This is a genomic window from Variovorax ginsengisoli (genome assembly GCF_030486595.1).
Taxonomy (GTDB): Bacteria; Pseudomonadota; Gammaproteobacteria; order Burkholderiales; family Burkholderiaceae_C; genus Variovorax; species Variovorax ginsengisoli_B.
The window spans coordinates 17,260-39,134 of record NZ_JAUJZH010000017.1; the positions used below are offsets into that span (position 1 = coordinate 17,260).

Consider the following 21,875-nt stretch of genomic DNA (forward strand, 5'->3'; position numbering starts at 1 on the left):
CTCAGAAATTCTCCATCGGCAACCCGACGTAGTTCTCGGCCAGCGAGGTCGAGGCCGCATGCGAATGCACCAGGTAGTCGAGCTCGGCCTCCTGGATCTTCTGGCCGAACTCGCCGGTGTCCGGGAAGCGGTGCATCAGCGAAGTGAACCACCACGAGAAGCGTTCGGCCTTCCAGACCCGGCGCAGGCAGAGGTCGGAGTAGCGGTCGAGCGCAGAGGGGGTCTTGTCGCGGTAGAAGATCTCCAGCGCGCGCGACAGGTAGTCGACGTCCGAGGCTGCCAGGTTCAGGCCCTTGGCGCCGGTCGGCGGCACGATGTGGGCGGCGTCACCGGCCAGGAACAGGCTGCCGAATCGCATCGGCTCGGCGACGAAGCTGCGCAGCGGGGCGATGCTCTTCTCGAGCGACGGGCCGGTCACGAGGCGGTCGCGGGCCTCGGGGTCGAGGCGCAGGCGCAGCTCGTTCCAGAAGGCCTCGTCGCTCCAGTTTTCGACCTTCTCTTCGGTCGGGACCTGGACGTAGTAGCGGCTGCGGGTGGCGCTGCGCATGCTGCACAGGGCGAACCCGCGGGCGGTGTTGGCGTAGATCAGTTCGTGCGACACCGGCGGCACGTCGGCCAGCACGCCGAGCCAGCCGAAGGGGTAGATCTTCTCGTAGGTGTGCAGCGAATCGGCCGGCACGCTGGCGCGGCTGACGCCGTGGTAGCCGTCGCAGCCGGCGATGAAGTCGCATTCGACCTCGTGGGTGGCGCCGTCCTTCTGGTAGCGCACCCGGGGACGGGCGGTGTCGAAGTCGTGCAGGCTGACCGACGCTGCGTTGTAGATCGTGGTCAGGCCGGCGGCAGCGCGCGCTTCCATCAGGTCGCGGGTCACTTCGGTCTGGCCGTACACCGTTACCTGCTTGCCGTCGGTCAGGCCGTGCAGGTCGATGCGGTGCCGGGCGCCCTTGAACAGCAGCTCGATGCCCTCGTGCGGCAGGCCCTCGGCCTTGGCCCGGGTGTCGACGCCGGCGCGGGCCAGCAGGTCCATCGAGATCTGCTCGAGCACGCCGGCGCGGATGCGGCCGAGCACGTAGTCGCCGCTCTGGCGTTCGAGAATGATGTTGTCGATGCCGGCCTTGTGCAGCAGTTGGCCGAGCAAGAGGCCGGCGGGGCCTGCGCCGATGATGGCAACCTGTGTTCGCATGCGAGTCTCCTGAAGTTTGTGCAAGCGTAGGGCGTTGCATCCGTTTCAGGGGACCCGGATGGCACGCGCTGTGCGATCATGAAAGCACTTGCGCGATGATCGCGCAATCCCTTTCGACCATGACCATCGCCAAACCGGATTTCATCGAGGGCATCGCCAAGGGCATGGCCGTGCTCGAGAGCTTCGACACCGAGCGCCAGCGGCTCAATGCCACCCTGGCCGCCGAGCGGGCCGGGCTCACGCGCGCCGCGGCCCGGCGCCACCTGCTGACCCTGGCACACCTGGGCTACCTGGAAACCGACGGCAGCTATTTCTGGATGTCGCCCAAGGTGCTGCGCTTCTCGGGCAGCTACCTGGCGTCGTCGCGGCTGCCGAGGGCGCTGCAGCCGACCTTGAACCGGCTCGCGGCCCAGACCCAGGAATCGTTCTCGGCCGTGGTGCTCGACGGCGAGGAGGTGGTGATCGTCGCGCGCAGCGGCAGCTACGCGGCGCCGACCCGGGTGCTGGCCTATGGCCTGCATCTCGGGGCCCGGCTGCCGGCCCACGCGACCTCCACCGGCCGGGTGCTGCTGGCCGCGCTGAGTCCGGCCGAGCTCACCGAATGGCTCAAGGCGCGGCGGCTGTCGCGGCTGACGCCCCAGACCATCACCCAGGCGCGGGAACTGCGCCAGCGCATCGCGCAGACCCGCAAGGACGATTTCTGCTTTGCCAGCGAAGAGCATGAACTCGGCGTCCAGGCATTGGCGGTGCCGCTTCGCGACATGCAGGGGCGCACGGTGGCGGCGCTCAACGTGGTGCTGTCCGGGGGGCGCTACCAGGAGGACGCGCTGCGCCGCGACCTGCTGCCGCTGCTGTTCGATGCGGCCAGAGAGGTCAGGTCCTTGCTGTGAGTCGCTACCATCTCGTTCGACCCACCGCGGATGACTGAACCATGCGACTGCTGCTGCTCGAAGACGACGTGATGATCGGCGAAGCCGTGCTCGACCTGCTGCGCGCGGAGCAGTACGCGGTCGACTGGGTCAAGGACGGCGACGCCGCCGATACCGCCCTGCGCACGCAGCAGTACGACTTGGTGCTGCTCGACCTCGGCGTGCCGCGGCGCGACGGGCTCGACGTGCTGCGCGCGCTGCGGGCCCGCAAGCAGCGCATGCCGGTGCTGATCGCGACCGCGCGCGACTCGGTCGCGCAGCGCATCGAGGGGCTCGATGCCGGCGCCGACGACTACGTGCTCAAGCCCTACGACCTCGACGAGCTGCTGGCCCGCATCCGGGCGCTGCTGCGGCGGGCTTCGGGGCGGGCCGAGCCGGTCTACGAGCACATGGGCGTGAGCGTCAATCCTGCCACCCGGGAGGTCAGCGTGGGCGGTCAGCCGGTCATCTTGTCGGCGCGCGAATGGGCGGTGCTCGAGCCGCTGCTGGCCCGGCCCGGCATGGTGCTGTCGCGGGCCCAGCTCGAGGAGAAGCTCTACAGCTGGAAGGACGAGATCAGCAGCAATGCGGTCGAGGTCTACGTGCACGGGCTGCGCAAGAAGCTGGGCGCCGATCTGATTCGCAATGTGCGGGGGGTGGGGTACATGGTGCCGAAGGAATGAAGTCGCTCCGGGCTAGGTTGCTGTGGTTCCTGTTGGCGGCCATCGTGCTGGCGGCGGGCACCCAGGCCTTCGTCACCTATCGTGCGGTGCTCGAGGCGGCCGACGACATCTTCGACCAGCACATGCAGCAGATGGCGCTGTCGCTGCGCGCCGGGCTGCCGCCGAGTTCCACGGTCGGCGGCCTTGGCGGCGGCGAGGAGAACTTCGAATTCATCGTCCAGATCTGGACCCTGGACGGCATCCGGATCTTCGATTCGGCCGCCCAGTCGGCGCTGCCGCAGCGCGCGGTGCTGGGCTTTTCCAACGTGAAGGCGCGCAGCACCACCTACCGCGTCTTCTCGCTGGCGACCGGGGCGCTGGTGATCCAGGTGGCGCAGGACATGGCGGCGCGGCGCCGCATGGCGGGCACGCTGGCTTTGCGCACCGTCGGGCCGATCGTGCTGGCGGCGCCGCTGCTGATGCTGGTGGTCTGGTGGGTGGTGAGCCGCTCGCTGGCCCCGGTGGCCCGGGTCCGCCGGCAGGTGGCGACCCGGCAGGCCGACGACCTGTCGCCGCTCAACGAAGCCGACCTGCCCGAGGAGGTGCGGCCGCTGGTGCACGAGCTGAACCTGCTGTTCGTGCGGGTGCGCCAGGCCTTCGAGGCCCAGAAGCACTTCGTCGCCGACGCGGCGCACGAACTGCGGTCGCCGCTGGCGGCGCTCAAGCTGCAGGTGCAGGGCCTGCGGCGTGCGTCCGACGATGCGACGCGCGAACTCGCGGTGGCCCGGCTGGCCGCCGGCATCGACCGGGCGACCCGGCTGGTCGAGCAGATGCTGGCGCTGGCACGGCACGAGGCCAGTGCGGCGGCGGGCGCGCGGCCGGAAGCCGTCAGCCTGCCCGAGGTCGCGCGGCTGGCGATCTCCGACACCGTGGCCGCGGCCCAGTCGCGCGACATCGACATCGGCATCGCGCGGGCCGACCCGGCGACGGTGCAGGGCCAGCCGGAGGCGCTGCGCACCCTGCTGCGCAACCTGATCGACAACGCGGTCAAGTACACGCCGCCCGGCGGCCGCGTCGACGTCGGGATCGCCGCCGGGGCGGGCGCCGTCGAATTGAGCGTCGACGACAGCGGACCCGGCCTGCCCGAGAGCGAGCGCGAGCGCGTGCTCGACCGCTTCTACCGCGCGGGCCAGCCCCAGGCCCCCGGCAGCGGCCTGGGCCTGTCGATCGTCAAGTCGATCGCCGACCTGCACGGCGCGGCGGTGTCGCTGGAGCCATCGCCTCTCGGCGGCCTGCGCGTTCTGGTTCGCTTCCCCGCAGCCTGACTGCCCGGCCGGCGCAGCCCGGCCCGTTGGTGAAACACCGCGGAACTGGCTTTGCCAGGCCGCTGGTGTTGCCCCCGGCAGGGGGCTGAGAGCCGCGGCTCCAAGCCTGCCTGCGCAGGCTTGGACGGCTCCGAAGGGCCGCTGCCTCTGGCAGCGACTCGAGGCGCCCGGACACGAAGTGCCGGGCAACCTGGGGGCGAGCCAATTTAAGCCGGGCCTAAGCTGGCGGCCCGACATTCCTTTCGTGCTCTCTTCCCATACTCGAAAGGATTCCTGATGAAAACCGGTTTGACCTCGCCTCGCGCGCTCGTGCTTTCGCTGGCAGCCGCCGGCGTGATCGGTGCCGTCGGCACTGGCGCCTACACCAGCGCCCGTGCCGTGGCCGCGCCCCCGGCGCAGGCCGTTGCCGTCGCTGGCACCACCACCGCGCCGACGGTGACCATGCCCGACTTTTCCACCATCACCGCCCGCGACGGCCAGGCGGTGGTCAACATCAGCGTCACCGGCACCACCAAGACGGCCGGCGCCGAAGGCGGCCCGCAGATGGACCCGGACGATCCGATGTATGAGTTCTACCGCCGCTTCGGCGGCGGCCAGGGCCCGCGCGGCCAGCAGCCGCAGCGCGAGACCCCGGTCCGTGGCCAGGGCTCGGGCTTCATCCTTAGCGCCGACGGCATCATCCTGACCAACGCCCACGTCGTGAAGGACGCCAAGGAAGTCACGGTCAAGCTGACCGACCGCCGCGAGTTCAGCGCCAAGGTGCTCGGCTCCGACCCCAAGACCGACGTCGCCGTGATCAAGATCGAGGCCAAGAATCTGCCCGTGCTGGCTGTCGGCAACACAAAGGACCTGAAGGCCGGCGAATGGGTGCTGGCGATCGGTTCGCCATTCGGCTTCGAGAACACCGTCACCGCCGGCGTGGTCAGCGCCAAGGGCCGCTCGCTGCCCGACGACGGCTACGTGCCCTTCATCCAGACCGACGTCGCGATCAATCCGGGCAACTCCGGCGGCCCGCTCCTCAACACGCGCGGCGAGGTGGTCGGCATCAACTCCCAGATCTACAGCCGCAGCGGCGGCTACCAGGGCGTCTCGTTCGCGATTCCGATCGAGGTCGCGATGCAGGTCAAGGACCAGATCGTCGCGACCGGCAAGGCCACCCATGCGCGCCTCGGCGTCGCGGTCCAGGAAGTGAACCAGGCCTTTGCCGATTCGTTCAAGCTCGACAAGCCCGAAGGCGCGCTGGTCTCGAACGTCGAGAAGGGCGGCCCGGCCGACCAGGCCGGCCTGCGCTCGGGCGACGTGATCCGCAAGGTCGACGGTGAGCCGATCGTGTCCTCGGGCGACCTGCCGGCCCTGATCGGGCAGAAGAAGCCGGGCAGCAAGATCGCGCTCGAGATCTGGCGCCAGGGTGCGCGCCAGGAAATCTCCGCCAAGCTGGGCGACGCGGCCGAGAAGGGCACCGCGGTGGCGAAGAACGAGGAGGGCGGCGCCAAGCAGGGCAAGCTCGGTCTCGCGCTGCGTCCGCTGCAGCCGCAGGAACAACGCGAAGCCCAGGTCGACGGCGGCCTGCTGATCGCGGAGGTCGCGGGTCCGGCGGCGCTGGCTGGCGTGCAGACGGGCGACGTGCTGCTGGCCATCAACGGCACGCCGGCGAAGAGCATCGAGCAGGTGCGCGAGGTGGTGGCCAAGGCCGACAAGTCGGTGGCGCTGCTGATCCAGCGCGACGGCAACAAGATCTTCGTGCCGGTGCGCCTGGGCTGAGGCGCCGCCCTTTGCGGGCCGGCCGATTGCGACTTAGTGCCGGTCTCGCGGGGTGATCGTCAAGGCAGCGTGCAAAAGTGCCTTGGCGATCAAATCACCGCCCAGTAACAATCCAGGCTTCACTGATCGAAAGGTTTCCCGGTGGCACTTCGCGATATAGCGCTGACTGTTCTCGAACTGGAACCCAATGAATTCCATTGGGTTCTGATGGAGGCAGTTCAGGCCGAGTCCGAGGATTGCCTGGGATTCAGGCCGATCGACTGCTCGACACAGGGTGTTCCGGACTATTCGGAGGCGCTCATCCAGGGCGCCTCGGCGCTGCGCGTGCTGCAGGGCCTCGCGCCTTTCGGCAAGCCGAAGACGCCGGTCAGCATCGGCGAGAGCACCGCGGCCGCCTTGCCCGACCCGGGCGGGGCGACCACCGCCTATTCGAGCGGACCGGACTCGTGCATGTTCACCACGGACCACTCGATCCTCTAGGTTCAGGTTTTGCGTTCAACGGCCCTGGGCATCGAAGTGCAGCGCCGTGACCGCGATCACCTGGGCCGCCCGCGAGCGGATGGTGCCTCGCTGGGACACGCCGCGAAGCACCAGCAACGGCGGGGCCGGCGTGCGGCAGGGTGCAGGGGACTGGCGATGGAAGCCGACCGCCGCGAACGGCAGCAGAAATCTGGCGGCGAGCGTGTCGGGATGTTGCATCATCCTGAAGTTACGCGGCCGCCGCTCTTTCGCCCATCTCTCCGAAGGAGGCATGGCACCCCCAAAGCGGCATAGACCGGAAGGGCGGCCACGCCGTTCGGGTATTCACCAAGGAGAGGATCGAACAATGTCGAGACTGATCGTGCTGCAGAAGAACGGTTCGGCCAAGCAGGTCAACATGACCCGCACGCCCTTCGTCGTCGGCCGTGCCGACAGCTGCGACCTGGTGCTGGACAACCCGCTCGTGAGCCGCTCCCACGCGGTGTTCGAGGCCGTGGGCGAGGCCATGACGATCCGCGATCTGCAAAGCCACAACGGGACTTATGTCAATGGCCAGCGGGTCGAGGGCGGCGCGTTGAGCAATGGCGATGAAATCAAGATCGGCGGCTACCAGATCCGCTTCCTGTCGCAGGGCGGTCCGATCGGGGCCGCGGAGGCGCTGCGCCTCGTGACCGTGCCGGGCCGCCTGGCCGACATCGACCTGCAGCGGCTGAGCGCGAAGTCCTGATCCGCGCCAGCCTCGGTTGGCAACACACGCCGTTTGGCAGATTCCCGTCGACCCGTTTGCGGCGCAGAGTGTGCGCTCGACGACTCCGGGAGCACAGCATGGACTCTGAGGTCTTGACCCTTGGCGTACTGGCGATCCTGGTGGCGGGCGGCTGGTTGATCGACCTCCTCGGCCACCGGGGGGCATCGCCGCTGCAGCGCCGCATGGTCCAGCAGATCAAGAAATCTGCCGACACGATTCGTGGCGCGCCGCTGCGCTGATCCGATCCGCGATCCGTCATCGGGAGGACGTCGGGCGGTTGTTTTTCCGTGAACAATAGCGCCCATGCTCACCCGCACCCTCGTTGGCCACCTCAAGATTTGCGATGGATCGATTCTCTGGGCCGACGAAGACGCGCACACGCTGCTCGACTATCCGTCGGGCGCGCTCACGGACATGCCCTTCGACGATGTCCTGCCGCCCGCGTCCGCAAGCGAGTTGAAGCTCCCGGCGCGCGGCGCGGTGGATGGTCGCCGGGTCGTGTTGCGGGCCCGGCACGGCCACACGATCATGGCCGACCTGCGCGGCGAGCGCATGGACGATCACTGCGTCCTGTGGAGCTTCACGCCGACGGCCCGCGGCGTGCGCGGCGAGCGGCTCGACCTGCTGTCGCGCCATGACGCGCTGACGCGGCTGCCCAATCGCGTGCCCTCGGCCGAGGAACTGAACCCTGCGCCGGTGCGCAATGGCGACGGCGAGCGCCTGCTGGCGGTCTGCTACCTTGACCTCGACCGTTTCCGCGACATCAACGAGAGCTTCGGTCCGGTGGGCGGGGATGCGGTGCTGCGCGAGGTGGCGCGCCGCCTGAAGGCCGCGGTGCCGAACGATGCCAGCGTCGCCCGGGTCGGCGGCGACGAGTTCGCGCTGCTGCTGTTCGTCAATGACGCGGCGCATTCCGAGGCTCTGCTGGAACAGATCCTGGCGCGGCTCGCGCATCCGTTCCGGCTGCAGGACCGTTCGACGCGGCTGCGCACCAGCGTCGGCGTTTCGCTGATGCGCCAGGGCGAGCAGCCGACCGAAGTCATGCTGCAGCAAGCGCAGCACGCGGTGTTCTTCGCCAAGCGGGCCGGTGGCAGCCAGGTCCATTTCTTCGACGCCGTCCTGGCCCACGAGGAACAGCAGGAACAGCAGATCCGGGAGCGGATCCAGGCGGGCCTGGCGAACCACGAGTTCCTGCTGGCCTACCAGCCCAAGGTCGACATGCTGTGCGGCCGGGTGATCGGCTTCGAGGCCCTGGTCCGCTGGCAGCATCCCGAGCGGGGGCTGCTGCAGCCATCCGCCTTCGTGCCGATGATCGAGGACCACGAGCTGGTGGAGCAGCTCGGCGACTGGGCCATCGGCGAGGCGGTGCGGCAGGCGGCCGACTGGCTGGCCGCGGGGGTCAAGACCTCGGTCAGCGTCAACATCAGTCCGCGCCATCTGCTGCGGCCGGATTTCATCGAGCGGCTCGGCTTTCACCTTGGCCGGTTTCCGCAGCTGCACGCGGGCGTGCTCGAGCTCGAGATTCTCGAGACCACCGCCATCAAGGACTTCAGCGCCGTCGCCGATTTCATCGGTGCCTGCAAGGCGCTCGGCGTGCCGGTGGTCATGGACGACTTCGGCACCGGCTATTCGTCGCTGACCTACCTGCGGCGCCTGCCCGTGAGCGCGCTCAAGCTCGACCAGTCTTTCGTGCGCGGCATGCTCGAAGACCCGGAGGACGAGGCGATCATCCGCGGCATCCTGGTGATGGCGCGCGGCTTCGGCCGCAAGACCATCGCCGAGGGGGTCGAGTCGGTGGCGCACGGCAATGCGCTGCTGGCCCTCGGCTGCACGCTCGGGCAGGGCTATGGCATCGCCAAGCCGCTGCCGGCCGCCGAGGTGCCGGGGTGGATCGCCGCGTTCGAGCAGGCCCCGCCCTGGGGCCGGGCGCCGGGCTGCTGAGCGCCAGCAGGTTCCTAGAGCAGCGGCGTGTAGGGCGAGCTCACCGGCTTGAGCGTGGCGCCGGCCGGGGCGCCGTAGCGTCCGGTGTTCCCGAGCATGTAGCGCAGGTACGCGCTGACCGTCGCCTGGCGGTAGTTCTGCGCATTGTTGAAGGCCATGGCCCCGCCCAGGAAGAGCTGCGGCGCCACCTGGTATTCGACGATACCGGCCAGGTTGTAGGCCACGCCCGTGTGGCTGTTCGACAGGTAGTAGCCGGTGAAGGGGGCCTTGTTGAGGCCCAGTCCGGTGGCGGTCGCGACGGCGCTCGCGGCGGCGGCCTGGCGCGCCGGGTCGGTCGGGAACCAGGGCGATGCGTCCTCCGTGAACGACTGGATGCCCAGCGAGGCATTGAGCCGCCACGAGAGCCGGTCGTCGCGGCCGGTCCAGTCGACCGGGAAGGCCACGCTCACATAGGACTGCGGGCTGAAGTAGCCGCCCTGGCCGAAGGTGAAGAAGCTCAGGTTCTTGTCGTAGCTCAGCAGATCGAGGTTCATGCCGGCGGTCAAGGTCGAGCCGGGCTTGTTCAGCAGGTGTACATACATGCCGCCGCCCAGTTCGTAGCGGGAGTTGTCGGCCACGTTGCGGCCGGTGATCGAATGGGCCGAGCCGTAGCCATAGAGGCCGTAGGTGCCGTCGTCGCGGGTCAGGTCGAGCCGCGCGCCGGTCGCCACCACGCCGCCCCAGCGGTCGCCGGTGCGGGTGTCCTCGGTGCCGGCGAACGACAGCAGGCTGTCGGTGACGGCGCGGCGCGACAGGTCGGCCTTCATGGACACGGTGTCGGACAGGGCGCCGCTGTAGGTGAGGTTGCCGACCGCGCTGGTCTCCTGGAAGCCGAGCGGCGTGGTGCCGATGCTGGCGTTCAGGTTCTTGCCCTCGTAGCCGACCGCGAGGCCGACGCCGCTGGCGTGCTGGCCATCCACCGCCGGGACCCTGCCCGCGAGCAGGTCGATCGCCGCCTGCGGCCCGCCGCCGAAACGGCTCGAGGTGCCGTAGTCCTGCGCCAGCGCGCCGTTGTCGAGCACCGTCGGCGTGGCGCTGAGTACCACCTTGCCGTTGCCGGCCGGGAAGCGGGCCTCGATCGGCACCTGCAGGTCCTGCAGGCGGCTCAGGCCCGATTCGCCGTCGCGGCTGCGGTAGACGCTGCCGATGTCCAGCGTCGTGCTGCGTTCGGACTGGAGGTCCTGCAGTTCGCTCAGCAACGGGTTGGCTGGCGCCGCACCGGCGCGCGGCGGGGCGTTCCAGCTGCCTTCGGTCGCCAGGCTGCTGCCGGGCACGGGGGGCGGCAGCGGATAGACCGGCTGGCCGGCGGGCTGGGGCAGCGGATAGGCCGGGGCCTGGGCGTACTGGGGCGCGGCCAGTGCCGGTGGCTGCGATGGTGCGGCGGCCGGCGCGGCCTGCTGGCTGGCCGCGGCATTGCGGCGGCGGAATTCGGCGCTGTTGCGCGGGGCGGTGGACTTGGGCGCGGCCGTGGCGGCGGTCGCCGGTGCGGCCGCGGTGCTGCCGCCGGCGCCCCAGGGCAGGTTGGCGGCCGGCTGGCTCGCGGCCGCCGCATAGACGGGCGGCGCGGCCGCAGGCAACGGCGGCAGCGCCGCCATCGGGGCCGCAGCGCCGCGCATGCCGGCAAAGGGCGAGGCCTGGGCGTTGCCGGCGCTGGCCGGATAGCCTGCCGCCGGCAGTCCGACCGGCTGCAGGTTGGCGGCGAACGGGTTGCCGCCGCTGGCGGCGCCGCCGGTCATGCCAGCGAAGGGGTTGGCCGGGGCCGCCGGCACGCCACCCTGGCCGGCTGCCAGGCCGACGCCGCCGGCCGCACGGCTGTCGGCGGCGACGGCGGCGCGCAGGTATTGCTCGGCCCGCGCGTTGTCGCCCGCATTGCGATAGACGCGGCCGGCCGCCGCCAGCACGCGCGACTGGTCGGGGGCCTGCTTCAGGGCCGCCTGGACGTAGCTCTCGGCCTCGCCGTGGGCGCGCAGCGCGCTGGCGCTGGCGGCGGCGGCGAGCAGGGTGTCGAGGTCGGTCGGACTGCGCTGCAGGATGCGCTGGTAGATCGCCAGGGCCTGCTTCTCGTCGCGCGCCGCCGCATAGAGGCGGGCCAGCGCGGCCAGCACCTGCGGGTCTTCGGGCCGCGCGGCCAGCACCGGCGCCAGCGCGTTGTAGGCCGCTTCGAGGTTGCCGGCCTCGCGCAAGGCGTCGGCTTGGCGCAGGCTGAAGGCGATCGTCAGGCGCTCGTAGTCGGCCCGCTGGGCCGTTGTCATGCTGGCCGATTGCAGCTGCCGCAGCACGGCGGAGAGTTCGACATCCTGCTGGGTCTTGAGCAGCACCGAGGCGTAGAGCAGGCGATCGCCGACGCCCGGATTCGGGCTGCGCGCCAGCAATTGCCGGCTCATCGCCAGGGCCCGTGGCGCGTCGCCGATGTCGGCGTAGGCGATGGCCAGCTGGCCCCAGAGCTCGGGCGGCATGTCGGCGCCGAGCGCCGCTTCGGTCTGCGCCAGCACGCCGCGGGCCGCGGCCACCTGGCCCTGCCGCGCCAGCGCCTGCGCCTGTTGCGCCTGGCTGGCGGCCCACAGGCGGCGCTGCAGTTGGGTCATGTCGCGGGTGCGCGAGGCGGCCGGGATGCGGTCGAGGTACTGCAGGCCGGCCGCCGGGTCGCCGGCATCGGAGGCGAGCAGGGCGCTCGCATAGAGCGCGTCGGGCATGTCGGGCTGCGACATGAGCAGGCCGTCCATGACGCCGCGGGCCTGGGCCATCATCCCCTGGCGACGGTAGATATTGGCCAGGTCGAGCCGGACCCAGGGGCTGTCGGGGGCGGCCAGCATGGCGTCCTCGAGCGTGCGCTGGGCGCCGGCGTTGTCGCCGGCTTCGATCTGGGCGCGGGCCTTGGCGCGCGCGGCCTCCACCTTGACGTCCTGCAGGCTGCCGATCTGCCTCGCCTGCTCGGGGCTGAGCCGCTGCGACAGGGCCATCGCCTCGTCGCTGCGGCCCTGGCGGGTGTAGGCCGTGATCAGGCCGCGCAGCGCCTGGGTGTCGTTGGGCTTGCTGTCGAGCGCGCGCCGATAGCCTTGCTCGGCACCGGCGTAGTCGCCGGCCGCCAGCCGAAGGTCGGCCAGCGCGACCTGTCCGACGCTCTCTCGCGGATCGATCTTCACGGCGCGTTCGAGCAGGCCCTGGGCCGTGCGCGTGTCGCCCTTGGCCCGCGCGGCATTGGCCTGGCCGACCAGGTTCCAGTAGGTGGCGCTTTGCAGCGCCGACGCCCACTTGCCGCCGCCGGCGCTTTTCGTGGCCTGCTCCAGCAGCTGCTGGGCTTCGGCGAAGCGCTCCTGTCGCAGCCGGATCAGGCCCAGGCCACCGAGCGCCTCGGCGTCGCCGGGCTCGACCTTCAGGGCCTGCTGGAAGCGCTGCTCGGCGGTCGCGGTGTCGCCGCGGTCGAGCGCCTTGAAGCCTTCGCCGAGCGGCTGGGCGCCTGGCGATGCCGGCGCCGCGGCGGTGCGGGCGGCGCTCAGGCTGTCCAGCCGCGCCTGCACGGCGGGGTCGGGATGGGCGGCCAGGAATTCGGTGTAGAGCGGCGCATCGGCCTGCCGGGCGTCCAGCCAGATCAGCGCCTGCCGCCAACTGGCCGTGGCCGCCACGCCCACCCCGGGCTGCGTCGAGAGCGCCATCAGGCTGCGGATGCCTTCGCGCCGGGTCGGCTCGCGGTAGGTCTGCAACTGGGCCAGCGCCAGCTTGTAGCCGAGGTTGTCGGGCTTGTCCTTGACCAGCTGGTCGAGTCCCTTGCGGCCTTCTTCCCAGCCCTGTTGGGTGCCGCCGAGCAGCTGGTAGTACTCGACCGCCAGCGGCTCCGGCGGCGGCCGGTTGGCGAAGATCGCGCGGTAGATCTGGATCGCTTCGGCGGTGCGCCCGGCCTTGGAGGCGGCGCGTGCGCGCTGCAGGTCGGTCTGCGGCGTGCCGGACTGCGCGCCCTGGGGCGCACCGCGCGGGTCGTCGGGATGGGCGGCGTGCAGCCGCGTGATCCAGCCGCGCGCCGGCTCGGGCTTGCCGCGCGCGAGTTCAACCTGCGACATGCCGTACATCGCATCGGCCGATTGCGGATCGATGCTCAAGAGCTTGCGCCAGCTCTCCTCGGCCAGCTCAGTCCGGCCCATGCTCTGCCAGTAGTTGCCCTGTTCGATCAGGGCCGTCTTGGCGTCGCCCTGGGCCTGCACCGGCGTGCCCGCGTACAGCGCACCCACCAGGCCCAGGCAGGCCATCAGGCGACTCGCGGCGGTGGAGCCCTTCAGGCGAGTTGGGTGGCGGGGCATAGCAGTCTCCAATGGGTTTGCAGCTGGCCGGTGCGGCTGAATGCGAAGCGGCCATCGAGCCAGGCTTGTCCGAAGAGAAGCAGCATGCGCTCGTAGTACGGAAGGGGCGCGGGCGCGGGCTGGGCCGGACTGCCGACCCGGGCGCGAACGCGCGCCAGTTCGGCGTCGAGCTGCGGCGTCAGCGCCTGCGCCTTGAGATAGGGCAGCAGCGCACCCGAGAAGCCGACCGGACCGGTGCCGCGCATGACGCCGGTGTCGGTGTCGATGAATTCGGCCATCGGCTTGCCCTGTTCGAGCAGCCGGCGCGGCCCGTAGAGCGACTTCAGCAGTGGCTGGCGGGCCGGATCGGCGGCGTGCAGCATGCCGGCCCAGAGGTAGACGCGGATGGCGTCGTAGCTGCCCACCGCGCCTTTCTCCGGATCGGCGACGAAGGCCTGCTCCTGGGTCGACCAGGCGCACCAGTCGGGCGCGAAGCCCTGCGGCGTCACGGCGGCAACCATGCGCACCGTGTTGTCGGCGATCTCGCCCCACGGGCCCTTGCCGTCCAGCTGCTGGAAGCGGCGCAGCAGCTGCAGCGGCAGGTAGCTCGGGTTGAGCCGCCACGCCGGGCCCTTGGCCACCGACTTGGGCCATGGCAGCAGCATGCGGCCGAGACCCGGCAATGTCGCGACCTCGTCGCGCGCGGCCATCGCGAGCACTGCGCGGCCCAGGGTCTGGTAGCGCGGCTCGTTCCACAGGCGGCCGGCTTCCAGCAGCGAATAGGCGATCCAGAGGTCGGAGTCGGAGGCCGGGTTGTCGTCGAGCACGCCCCAGCCGTCGTCCGGCTTGTGCCCCCACTGCCAGGCCGGCAGGCGCTGCGCGAGGCTGCCGGCCGCCAGGTTCCTCTCGGTCCATTCGAGGACGCGCGCAAAGGCGGCGCGGTCGTTGTGCACCAGCGCGAAGAACAGGCCGTACGACTGTCCTTCGGAGGTCGAGTGCTGTTTCGGCGTGTCGAAATCGACGATGCGGCCATCGGCCTGCAGGTGGCGGGCGGCGAAGGATGTCCAGTCGGTCGCCGGCAGGCAGGCGCCGAGAGCCTGCTGCGCCGCGGCGGGCAGGGCGTTGGCGAGCGGCATCAGGGCCAGGCCCGCCAGCCAGCGACGGCGGCCGATGGTCGTGGCGGGGCGGGACGGGGCGGGCGAGGGAGGTCGGGTCATGGCCAGGGGGCTTTCGAGGCCGTGTCAGCGCAGCCGACGGCGGGCGCGCAATTGAAGACTGAGATAGGCCGCCACGGCGCCGATGAAGGCCAGCGCCACCACCGCCGCCGCCAGCAGCAGCGGGCTGCGCGACAGGGTCCACTGCAGCCACATCACCGGCGGCAGCCGGCCGACGTAGTAGGTGCCCCCGGCCAGCAGGCTGCTGACCTGGGTGCCGCGCACGAAGGCGGTGCTGCCCTGGATGTCGCGCACCAGGCTCGGGCTCATCAGTGCGTTCAGCAGCGCCGGCTGCGAGGCCGCGGTGGCGACCACCGCCACCACGCTGCGCTCCTTCTGCAACGGCGACTCGAAGCCGGCCAGCACGGCATCGGTGCCGTCCTCGGCCACGGTCATCCGGGTCGTGGCGGGAAGGTCCTCGCGCTGGCGGGTGCCGGTGATCAGGTCGAGCGTGTCGTCGATCCAGCTGCCCAGGTGGAACTGCTTGGCTTCCGGGGTCCGCTTGAGCGGCATCCGGTCGGCCCATTGGGTGAAGAGCGGCTGGCTCTGCAGGCTGCCGAGGACCAGCAGGTCCTTCTGGGCCCACTGCGAGACATTGGCCGCCCGCCCGAGCGTGAGCCTGAGCGCCGGATAACCGGTGGCGTTGCCCAGGTGGCCGAGCAAGGCCAGGTAGGTCTCGACGTCGCTGGTCTCGGGCTGGTCGGGCAGCACGACGACGGTGTCCGCCAGGTCGGCCAGGCGAGAGAACGGAAAGCCGCTGTTGGCGTAGGCCGCGAGTTCGGGCATGGCGATGTAGTGCGGCAGCCGCGAGACGTCGATGGTCGAGGCCGGGTCGATGTTGCCGCGCACGTTGTCGAGCAGCGGCTTGCAGTCGCTTGCCTGCGGCTCGAAGTAGTAGTGCATGCGAAGCTGGCTGCGCGAGCCCACCAGCAGCGGCGACAGGCTGAGGCTCTTGCTCTGCGACACGGTGCCGTCGGTCAGCAGCGGCAGCAGGAACTGGTTCCACCAGTGTTCGCCGGCCGGGTTGGCCGCCCGCAGCGGCAGCGAGGCGACGAAGCTCTCGTTCAGGCTCAGGTTGAGGGTCGACTGGTCGGCCCGCACGCGCGGCGTGTAGTTGAAGCGCAGGTCGAGCGGGTAGCCGCGGCTGCGCCAGGTGAACAGGTCGGGCGCCGGCTGCAGGTTGACCTTGACCACGTCGGGCGCATAGCCCGCGACCGAGAAGTCGGCCACTGGCGCGAGTTCGCCGAGCCTCACCGGCCGGTCGTTGGCAAGCCAGCGCGGCGAGTCGTAGGGCCGGCGCGCCGGCGGTTCCTGGAAGTTGCTGACCGTCGCCGTGCCGCCGGTGAAGACCCGGCTGTTGACCGCGAGCGCCGCGGCCGCGGTGCGCAGTTCGGCGGGATTGCGGCCCAGCACCAGCAGCAGCTTGTGCGTGGCGTCGCGCGGGTGGTCGACCACGCTGAGGGTCGGGCCCTGGATCGGCGGCAGGCTAAGGCCGTCGATGGTGGTCTCGGGCGTCGCGAACACGACGGCATGGGCGGCCGGGAGTTCGCCGTTGCTGACCGGGAACACCGTGCCGCGGTAGCCGGCGAGACCGCCGAACCAGGACGAGACGATGCCTGCGGCTTCGAGGGTCGGCGTGCCGGCGGCATTGCCGAACACGAAGGGGATGCTGGCGCGGCGGACGTCGCGGCGGTCGAAGAAGGGCTGCGGCAGGGTGCCGAGGTCGGCCGCCACCTTGAGCGGCACGACATTGAGGCGCAGCGTGCTGGAGGCGTCCACCGTGGCCCACAGGCTGCTGTGCACCGGATCTTCGCACTCGCGCGTGTAGTGGCCGACCAGTTCGATGTTGATGCGGTTGAAGTCGGTGATCAGCCGCCGGTCGATCGGGATCTCGGCGCTCTGGGGCTTGCCGGCTTCGCCGCGGACCACCGGCAGCGTGGTCACCAGCACGTCGTTGACGCTGACCTTGATGTGGGACAGCTCCGGGATCAGCGCCGGCGAATAGGCATAGTTGAGCTTGAGCGCCGCGCTGGTGACCAGCTCGTCGGCCCGGACGCTGAACGGGATGCCGACCGTGCCGCTGATGCCGCGCAGGTTGATCGCGTAGTCGACGCCGAGCTGGGTCAGCGTCAGTTCGCGTGTCGTGCCCGCAGGGGGTGCCGGTTGCGTGATGGCGGGCTGGCCGGGCGCTGCGGGCGCGGTGGCCGCGGGCTTGCCCTGCGCCAGCGCCGACCCGCCGGCCCAGGCCAGCAAGGCCAGGGCGATCGCGCCGGCCTGTTTCCGATGAAGCGCCGATGTCACGTAGGTTCCTTTGCGTTGGCGGGGCGTGGCGCGGCCGGGGCCGGGCGCAATTTGCGGCCGGCGGCGCGCGCGTAGTGGCCGAACATGTCGCGGAAGCCGACCAGGCTGATGCGCGCGATGTGGCCGATCACGCGGTGGGCGGGCACCCGCGGGTGGTTGCCCCAGCGCGCGGCCCAGATGTCGGCGCGGGCGGTGGTGCACTGGACCAGCGCGCGCTCCTGCGCGAAGTCGAGCGCGGTGAACTGCAGGCCCAGGCGCTTGCCGCGGTTGAAGCGCACCGTCGCCGGAAAGCGGTATTCGGTCTCGCCGCGGTAGAGCGCCACCTCCAGCGGCGCCTCCTGCGCGAGCGCGATTTCCGTCGGCAGCTCGAGGCCCAGCCCGCCGCTGGAGAAATCGAAGGTGTTGCAGCGCATCGAATGGCCGTCCGCGAAATGCAGCGTGGCCGGCACGTTGAGCGTCACGCGGTGGGCGCCGCGCACCTGGCGCGACTCGTTGGCCGCCGCCACGCAGGCGCCCAGGATCATCAGGTTGTAGGCGGTCCAGGCCAGGTTGAGCCAGACGGTCGCGATGTTGTCGGCGTCGACCCAGGTCAGGCGCCAGAGGCCGGCCGCCACGCCGAGGAAGTTGAGCGCCAGCAGGAACAGGCTGGCCTTGGCGATCTCGGTGTCGAAGTACTGCTCCTGGATCAGGCCGCCCTTGGCCGTCACGTTGAAGCTGCCGAGCTTGGGGTTGATCAGCGCCACCAGCGTCGGGCGGAAGATGTACCAGGCCAGCACCGCCTCGTAGACCTCGTTCCAGAACAGGTAGCGGAAGCGCCCCTGGATGCGGCTGTTGGTCAGGTTGGCGTGGAACAGGTGCGGCAGCGCATAGGCGAAGATCATCGGCGCCGAGGCGTGGATCACGCTGGCGCCGAACAGCAGGTAGGCCAGCGGTGCCGTGAGGTAGATGATGCGCGGCAGCCCGTACAGGAAGTGCAGCATCGCGTTGATGTAGCAAAGGCGCTGGGCCCAGCTCAGGCCGCGCCCGAAGAGCGGGTTGTCGACCCGGAAGATCTGCGTCATGCCGCGGGCCCACCGGATGCGCTGGCCGACATGGCCGGACAGGCTCTCGGTCGCCAGGCCGGCCGCCTGCGGCAGCGCCAGGTAGGCCGTGTTGTAGCCCCGGCGATGGATCTTGAGCGCCGTGTGGGCGTCTTCGGTCACGGTCTCGACCGCGATGCCGCCGACCTCCTCGCAGATCGTGCGGCGCAGCACCGCGCAGGAACCGCAGAAGAAGGTCGCGTTCCAGAGGTCGTTGCCGTCCTGGATCAGGCCGTAGAACAGCTCGCCCTCGTTCGGCACGGTGCCGAAGGTGTCGAGGTTCTTCTCGAACGGATCGGCCGAGAAGAAATAGTGCGGCGTCTGCACCATGCCGAGCTTCGGATCGCGGCCGAACCAGCCCATGGCGATCTGCAGGAAGGAGCGCGTCGGCGTGTGGTCGCAGTCGAAGATGGCGATGAATTCGCCGCTGGTGTTCTTGAGCGCCGCGTTGATGTTGCCGGCCTTGGCATGGCGGTTGTTGTCGCGCGTGACGTGGTGCACGCCGACGCCCTCGCAGAACACCCGGAACTCCTCGCGCCGGCCGTCGTCGAGCACGTAGATGTTGATCTTGTCCGGTGGCCAGTCGATCGACTGGGCCGCCAGCACGGTCGGCCGGACCACCGACAGCGGCTCGTTGTAGGTCGGGATGAAGACGTCGACCGTCGGCCAGTCGCGCGGGTCGTCCGGCAGCGGATGCGGCTTGCGCTCCAGCGGCCAGGCGGTCTGGATGTAGCCCAGCAACAGCACCACGAAGGCATAGATCTCGGCCATCAGGAGCCCGCTGCCCAGCACCAGGTCGAGCAGGTTGTCCATGTACATGGTCTCGGTGATGCGCCAGTACATGTAGCGCGACGAGACGATGACCGACAGGAAGATCATCACGAGCGTCGGGATCCGGCCCGGGAAGCGGTTCAGCACCAGCGCGGCGATGAAGATCGCGACCGACAGCGTGAGCTGCTGGTGCAAGGTCAGAGGCGTGATGACGATCATCGGCAGCACGACCAGCGTGATGGCCCAGGCGACGATGCGGGGCAGCCGATGGCTCGGGGGAGGCGGCGCGGCGGGGGTGGTCATGGTCGGCGGATCTCTGCGGGGTGCGCCGGCGGCGCGAGACGTCGGAGGACCTGGCGCGCGCACTGGACGAAGTCGTCCGCGGCCTGGCTGAAGGGTGCGTAGCGGCGCACGTCGGTGGCGCTGGCCAGCGCCTCGCACACGGCCTGGTCCTGGTGGACCACGCCGAGCAGCCGGTCGCCGAGTTCGTGGCGAAGCGCCTGCAGCACGTCGCGATTGAGGCGCTTGCCGGCATCGACCTGGTTGACGAGGCAGACGCTGGCGATGAAGTCGGGGCGGCCGCGGCAGTACTTGTCGACCATGCGGTCGACCAGCGGCAGCGTGGCGAAGGAACCGGCGTCGGGCAGCACGGTCACCACGCCGAGCTGGGCGACGCGCAGCGCCTGCTGCAGGTAGACCGACGGCCCCGGCGGCGTATCGAGCAGCACCACGGTTTCGGGCGGAAGCCGGAAGCGCGCCAGCGTGTCGGCGAGCCAGCCCGGATGGTCGGCCAGCTGGCGTTCGAGGTCGATCTGGTGTTCGTCGTCGATCGCGCCGAAAGGCAGCAGCACCACGCCGCCACGGCCCGACTGCATCGCCTGGGCCCAGTTCGCGCGCCCGGCCAGCACGCCGGCCAGGCCGCACTCGCAGGCCGTGCGATCGAGGGCCAGGTGGAAGCGCAGTGCGTTCTGGGGATCGAGGTCGATGGCGAGGACGGATCGGCCCGCGTCCGCCAGTGAGGTGCCGAGGTTGGCCGCCACCGTCGTCTTGCCGACGCCGCCCTTGGCACCGATGACCGCGACCACGGGCATCGTCAGGAGGGCTTGCGCCATCGGGACATGAGCCCGTGGCCGCCTTCGGGGGCAGGTTGGGACTGGCCGGCCAGCCGGGCGAAAAGGAGGTCGAGCTCGCGCGGCGTGCCGGTCGGCGATGCTGCTACGGCGCTGGGCGCCGGGGCCCATGGCGTCGACACCGGTGCGGGTGCCGGTGCTGCTGCCGCGGCCGCAGGCTCCGGGGCGGCGGCAGGGAGGGCCGGCGCCGCGATGGCCGCTGCCTGTGCTGCCGGCGACCCCGGGATCAACGTCCACGCGCCCTGGGGCTGGCCGACCTCGGGTGCCGGCTCGAATTCCTTGTAGCCCTTGGCGTCGCCGCCGAACTTGCGGAACAGCCCGGCCACGTCCTCGGCTTCACGATCGTCCTTGCTCATCGCTGGAACCTGCCCAGCCGCAGCATGACCTGCGGCGATCCGTCCGTTGGCGCGGCTTCGGCCTGCACCCGCAGCTCCGGGGGTGTGCCCTGCGCCGCGAACCAGGTCTGGTAGGCGCCCTCGAAGAAGCCGCTCGCCCAGTCATCGGTGTCGGGCCCGAAGGCCATCGCCAGCGGGCTGCAGGCGTGCACGATGCGCAGGTGGTCGGCCTGTTCTTGCAGTGTGGCGAAGCCCCAGTCGATCGCCTCCCAGCGGGCGTTGAAACCGTTGCGCAGCTGCTCGACGGTGTCGCAGCGCTCGACCGGGAGCGCCAGCGCGATGCGCTCGCCGATCCGGCGGAACAGCTGGCGGATGTCTTCAGGCGGCAGGCCGGCGCTCAGTTCGGCGGCGAACGCCCGGTTGAATTCCATCCATTGGGCGGAGCATGTACGGCGTTCGTAGTAGCTGAGAAGGGCGTCTTTATCTGTCATGGGCAGCGGCTTCGATTGTCACGGCGCTGCAGCGGATTGACAACAAAGCGGTGCCCGGCTGTCGTGTGGATGCGATTCAGGGTTCAGTGGCCGACGACGCGGTTGCGTCCACCGCACTTGGCTTGGTACAGGCGGGCGTCGGCGGCCGCGATGAGCAGGTCCGGCGAAGCGTCGGGCGGCGCGACCATGGTGGCGCTGCCGATGCTGACAGTGACCGAGGTGGGCTCCGGCGCCTTGTGGGGCAGGGTCGTGCGCTCGACCTCCCGCCGCAGCGTCTCGGCGATGGCGCCGGCCTGCGCGGCCGTGACGCCCGGCAGCACCATGGCGAATTCCTCGCCACCGAAGCGAGCGGGCAGGCAGGCCGGGTCCGGCTGGGCCTTGCGGATCGCCTCGGCCACGCACTTCAGCGCGTCGTCGCCCGCCAGGTGGCCGAAGCGGTCGTTGTAGTTCTTGAAATAGTCGACGTCGATCATTAACAGCGACAGCGGCGAACCCTGGCTTTGCGAAGTGGCCCACGCGCGTGCCAGGTGGTCGTTGAACGAGCGCCGGTTCGGCAGTCCCGTGAGACCGTCGGAGTTGGTCAGCCGCTGCAGCTCGAGGTTGCTGAGCAGCAGCTTCTGCTGGCTCAGGCGCAGGGCCCGGTAGGCGTTGTCGCGCTCGACCAGGGCCATGTAGGCGCGCGAGTGGTAGCGAATCCGGGCGATCAGTTCGATCGGCTCCGGCAGCTTGACGACGTAGTCGTTGGCGCCGATGGCGAAGGCCGATCGCTTCATCTCCGGCTCGTCGTTGGAGGACAGCACGATGATCGGAATGTCGCGGGTCTCGGGCATCGAGCGGTAGGCCAGCACCAGGTCGAGGCCGTTGGCCTCGGGCATGACCAGGTCCTGGAGGATCACGGTGGGGCGCACCTCGCGCGCCCGGGCCACGGCCTCGGTGGCGTGGGTGCAGACCTGGACCTCGATCGCGGGGTCGACCGCGAGCATCTTGCGCACCATCATCGCGATCACCGGCTGGTCGTCGACCAGAAGCACGGTGACCGTATCCTGCGCGCCATCGTCCGGATCTTCGGCGCGCGTATTCCCGGGCATACTCATCGGACGATGAACGCCACGGCGAGCCGGGCGCCGGTGGGCTGGATGGTGATCGTCGGATGTGCCATGGAGACCTGGAACAGTTTCAGCAAGACGCGGGGTCGCCCGCAAGGCGGCCCGCGTCCATTATCAGGGCTCGCCCCCA

The 21,875-nt window shown here is 70.4% G+C and carries 18 protein-coding genes; 8 read left to right on the forward strand and 10 right to left on the reverse strand.

Annotation, left to right across the window (positions count from 1 at the left end; translation table 11 throughout):
* Position 1: 1 nt before the first annotated feature.
* A complete protein-coding gene (gene pobA, locus QZH52_RS22030; RefSeq protein WP_301812719.1) occupies positions 2 to 1,183 on the reverse strand; it encodes a 4-hydroxybenzoate 3-monooxygenase in 1,182 nt (393 codons plus the stop codon).
* A gap of 119 nt (positions 1,184 to 1,302) precedes the next feature.
* Here pobA and QZH52_RS22035 point away from each other — a divergent pair, with 119 nt between their 5' ends.
* The 5 genes from QZH52_RS22035 (at position 1,303) to QZH52_RS22055 (ending at position 6,319) form a co-directional block, all read left to right on the forward strand.
* Positions 1,303 to 2,073: an IclR family transcriptional regulator domain-containing protein gene (locus QZH52_RS22035; protein ID WP_301812841.1), complete on the forward strand. Its 771-nt coding sequence runs from the start codon at positions 1,303 to 1,305 to the stop codon at positions 2,071 to 2,073.
* A 41-nt stretch (positions 2,074 to 2,114) separates the two neighbouring features.
* Positions 2,115 to 2,774: a response regulator gene (locus QZH52_RS22040; RefSeq protein WP_301812720.1), complete on the forward strand. Its 660-nt coding sequence runs from the start codon at positions 2,115 to 2,117 to the stop codon at positions 2,772 to 2,774.
* Positions 2,771 to 4,078, forward strand: a complete 1,308-nt coding sequence (locus QZH52_RS22045; RefSeq protein ID WP_301812721.1) for an ATP-binding protein — start codon at positions 2,771 to 2,773, stop codon at positions 4,076 to 4,078. Before QZH52_RS22040 ends, QZH52_RS22045 begins: the two co-directional genes overlap by 4 nt.
* 276 nt (positions 4,079 to 4,354) lie before the next feature.
* Positions 4,355 to 5,839, forward strand: a complete 1,485-nt coding sequence (locus tag QZH52_RS22050) for a DegQ family serine endoprotease (RefSeq protein ID WP_301812722.1) — start codon at positions 4,355 to 4,357, stop codon at positions 5,837 to 5,839.
* A gap of 207 nt (positions 5,840 to 6,046) precedes the next feature.
* Positions 6,047 to 6,319, forward strand: a complete 273-nt coding sequence (locus QZH52_RS22055) for a hypothetical protein (protein ID WP_286528840.1) — start codon at positions 6,047 to 6,049, stop codon at positions 6,317 to 6,319.
* Between the two features lie 15 nt (positions 6,320 to 6,334).
* Here the strand turns inward: QZH52_RS22055 and QZH52_RS22060 are convergent, their stop codons facing one another.
* Entirely contained in the window at positions 6,335 to 6,541 is a 207-nt protein-coding gene (locus tag QZH52_RS22060) for a hypothetical protein (RefSeq protein ID WP_301812723.1), read from the reverse strand.
* Between the two features lie 124 nt (positions 6,542 to 6,665).
* Between QZH52_RS22060 and QZH52_RS22065 the strand changes: the two genes are divergently transcribed.
* From QZH52_RS22065 to QZH52_RS22075, 3 genes are all read left to right on the forward strand, one after another.
* Positions 6,666 to 7,046 (forward strand): FHA domain-containing protein, encoded by a 381-nt coding sequence (locus QZH52_RS22065; protein ID WP_301812724.1) that lies wholly within the window; start codon positions 6,666 to 6,668, stop codon positions 7,044 to 7,046.
* 98 nt (positions 7,047 to 7,144) lie between these two features.
* Positions 7,145 to 7,306, forward strand: a complete 162-nt coding sequence (locus QZH52_RS22070; protein ID WP_301812725.1) for a hypothetical protein — start codon at positions 7,145 to 7,147, stop codon at positions 7,304 to 7,306.
* 64 nt (positions 7,307 to 7,370) lie between these two features.
* A complete protein-coding gene (locus QZH52_RS22075; RefSeq protein ID WP_301812726.1) occupies positions 7,371 to 9,008 on the forward strand; it encodes a putative bifunctional diguanylate cyclase/phosphodiesterase in 1,638 nt (545 codons plus the stop codon).
* A gap of 14 nt (positions 9,009 to 9,022) precedes the next feature.
* Here the strand turns inward: QZH52_RS22075 and QZH52_RS22080 are convergent, their stop codons facing one another.
* The 8 genes from QZH52_RS22080 to QZH52_RS22115 form a co-directional block, all read right to left on the reverse strand.
* Positions 9,023 to 13,339 carry a cellulose biosynthesis protein BcsC gene (locus tag QZH52_RS22080; RefSeq protein WP_301812727.1) on the reverse strand — a complete coding sequence of 1,439 codons (4,317 nt, stop codon included), beginning with the start codon at positions 13,337 to 13,339 and terminating at the stop codon, positions 9,023 to 9,025.
* Positions 13,315 to 14,535, reverse strand: coding sequence for a cellulose synthase complex periplasmic endoglucanase BcsZ (gene bcsZ, locus QZH52_RS22085; protein WP_301812728.1), 1,221 nt, complete (start codon positions 14,533 to 14,535; stop codon positions 13,315 to 13,317). The genes QZH52_RS22080 and bcsZ overlap by 25 nt, the downstream gene beginning before the upstream one ends.
* Positions 14,536 to 14,559: 24 nt before the next feature.
* The gene (bcsB, locus tag QZH52_RS22090) at positions 14,560 to 16,833 is read right to left on the reverse strand and encodes a cellulose biosynthesis cyclic di-GMP-binding regulatory protein BcsB (protein WP_301812729.1); all 2,274 of its coding nucleotides are present in this window, start codon (positions 16,831 to 16,833) and stop codon (positions 14,560 to 14,562) included.
* A complete protein-coding gene (gene bcsA, locus QZH52_RS22095) occupies positions 16,830 to 18,986 on the reverse strand; it encodes a UDP-forming cellulose synthase catalytic subunit (RefSeq protein WP_286532008.1) in 2,157 nt (718 codons plus the stop codon). Before bcsA ends, bcsB begins: the two co-directional genes overlap by 4 nt.
* Positions 18,983 to 19,795, reverse strand: a complete 813-nt coding sequence (gene bcsQ / locus QZH52_RS22100) for a cellulose biosynthesis protein BcsQ (protein WP_301812730.1) — start codon at positions 19,793 to 19,795, stop codon at positions 18,983 to 18,985. Before bcsQ ends, bcsA begins: the two co-directional genes overlap by 4 nt.
* A complete protein-coding gene (locus QZH52_RS22105; protein WP_301812731.1) occupies positions 19,777 to 20,169 on the reverse strand; it encodes a hypothetical protein in 393 nt (130 codons plus the stop codon). The genes bcsQ and QZH52_RS22105 overlap by 19 nt, the downstream gene beginning before the upstream one ends.
* The gene (gene bcsD, locus QZH52_RS22110; RefSeq protein WP_301812732.1) at positions 20,166 to 20,639 is read right to left on the reverse strand and encodes a cellulose biosynthesis protein BcsD; all 474 of its coding nucleotides are present in this window, start codon (positions 20,637 to 20,639) and stop codon (positions 20,166 to 20,168) included. The genes QZH52_RS22105 and bcsD overlap by 4 nt, the downstream gene beginning before the upstream one ends.
* A gap of 83 nt (positions 20,640 to 20,722) precedes the next feature.
* On the reverse strand, positions 20,723 to 21,670 hold the full coding sequence (locus QZH52_RS22115; RefSeq protein WP_301812733.1) for a diguanylate cyclase domain-containing protein: 948 nt from the start codon (positions 21,668 to 21,670) through the stop codon (positions 20,723 to 20,725).
* Positions 21,671 to 21,875: the final 205 nt, after the last annotated feature.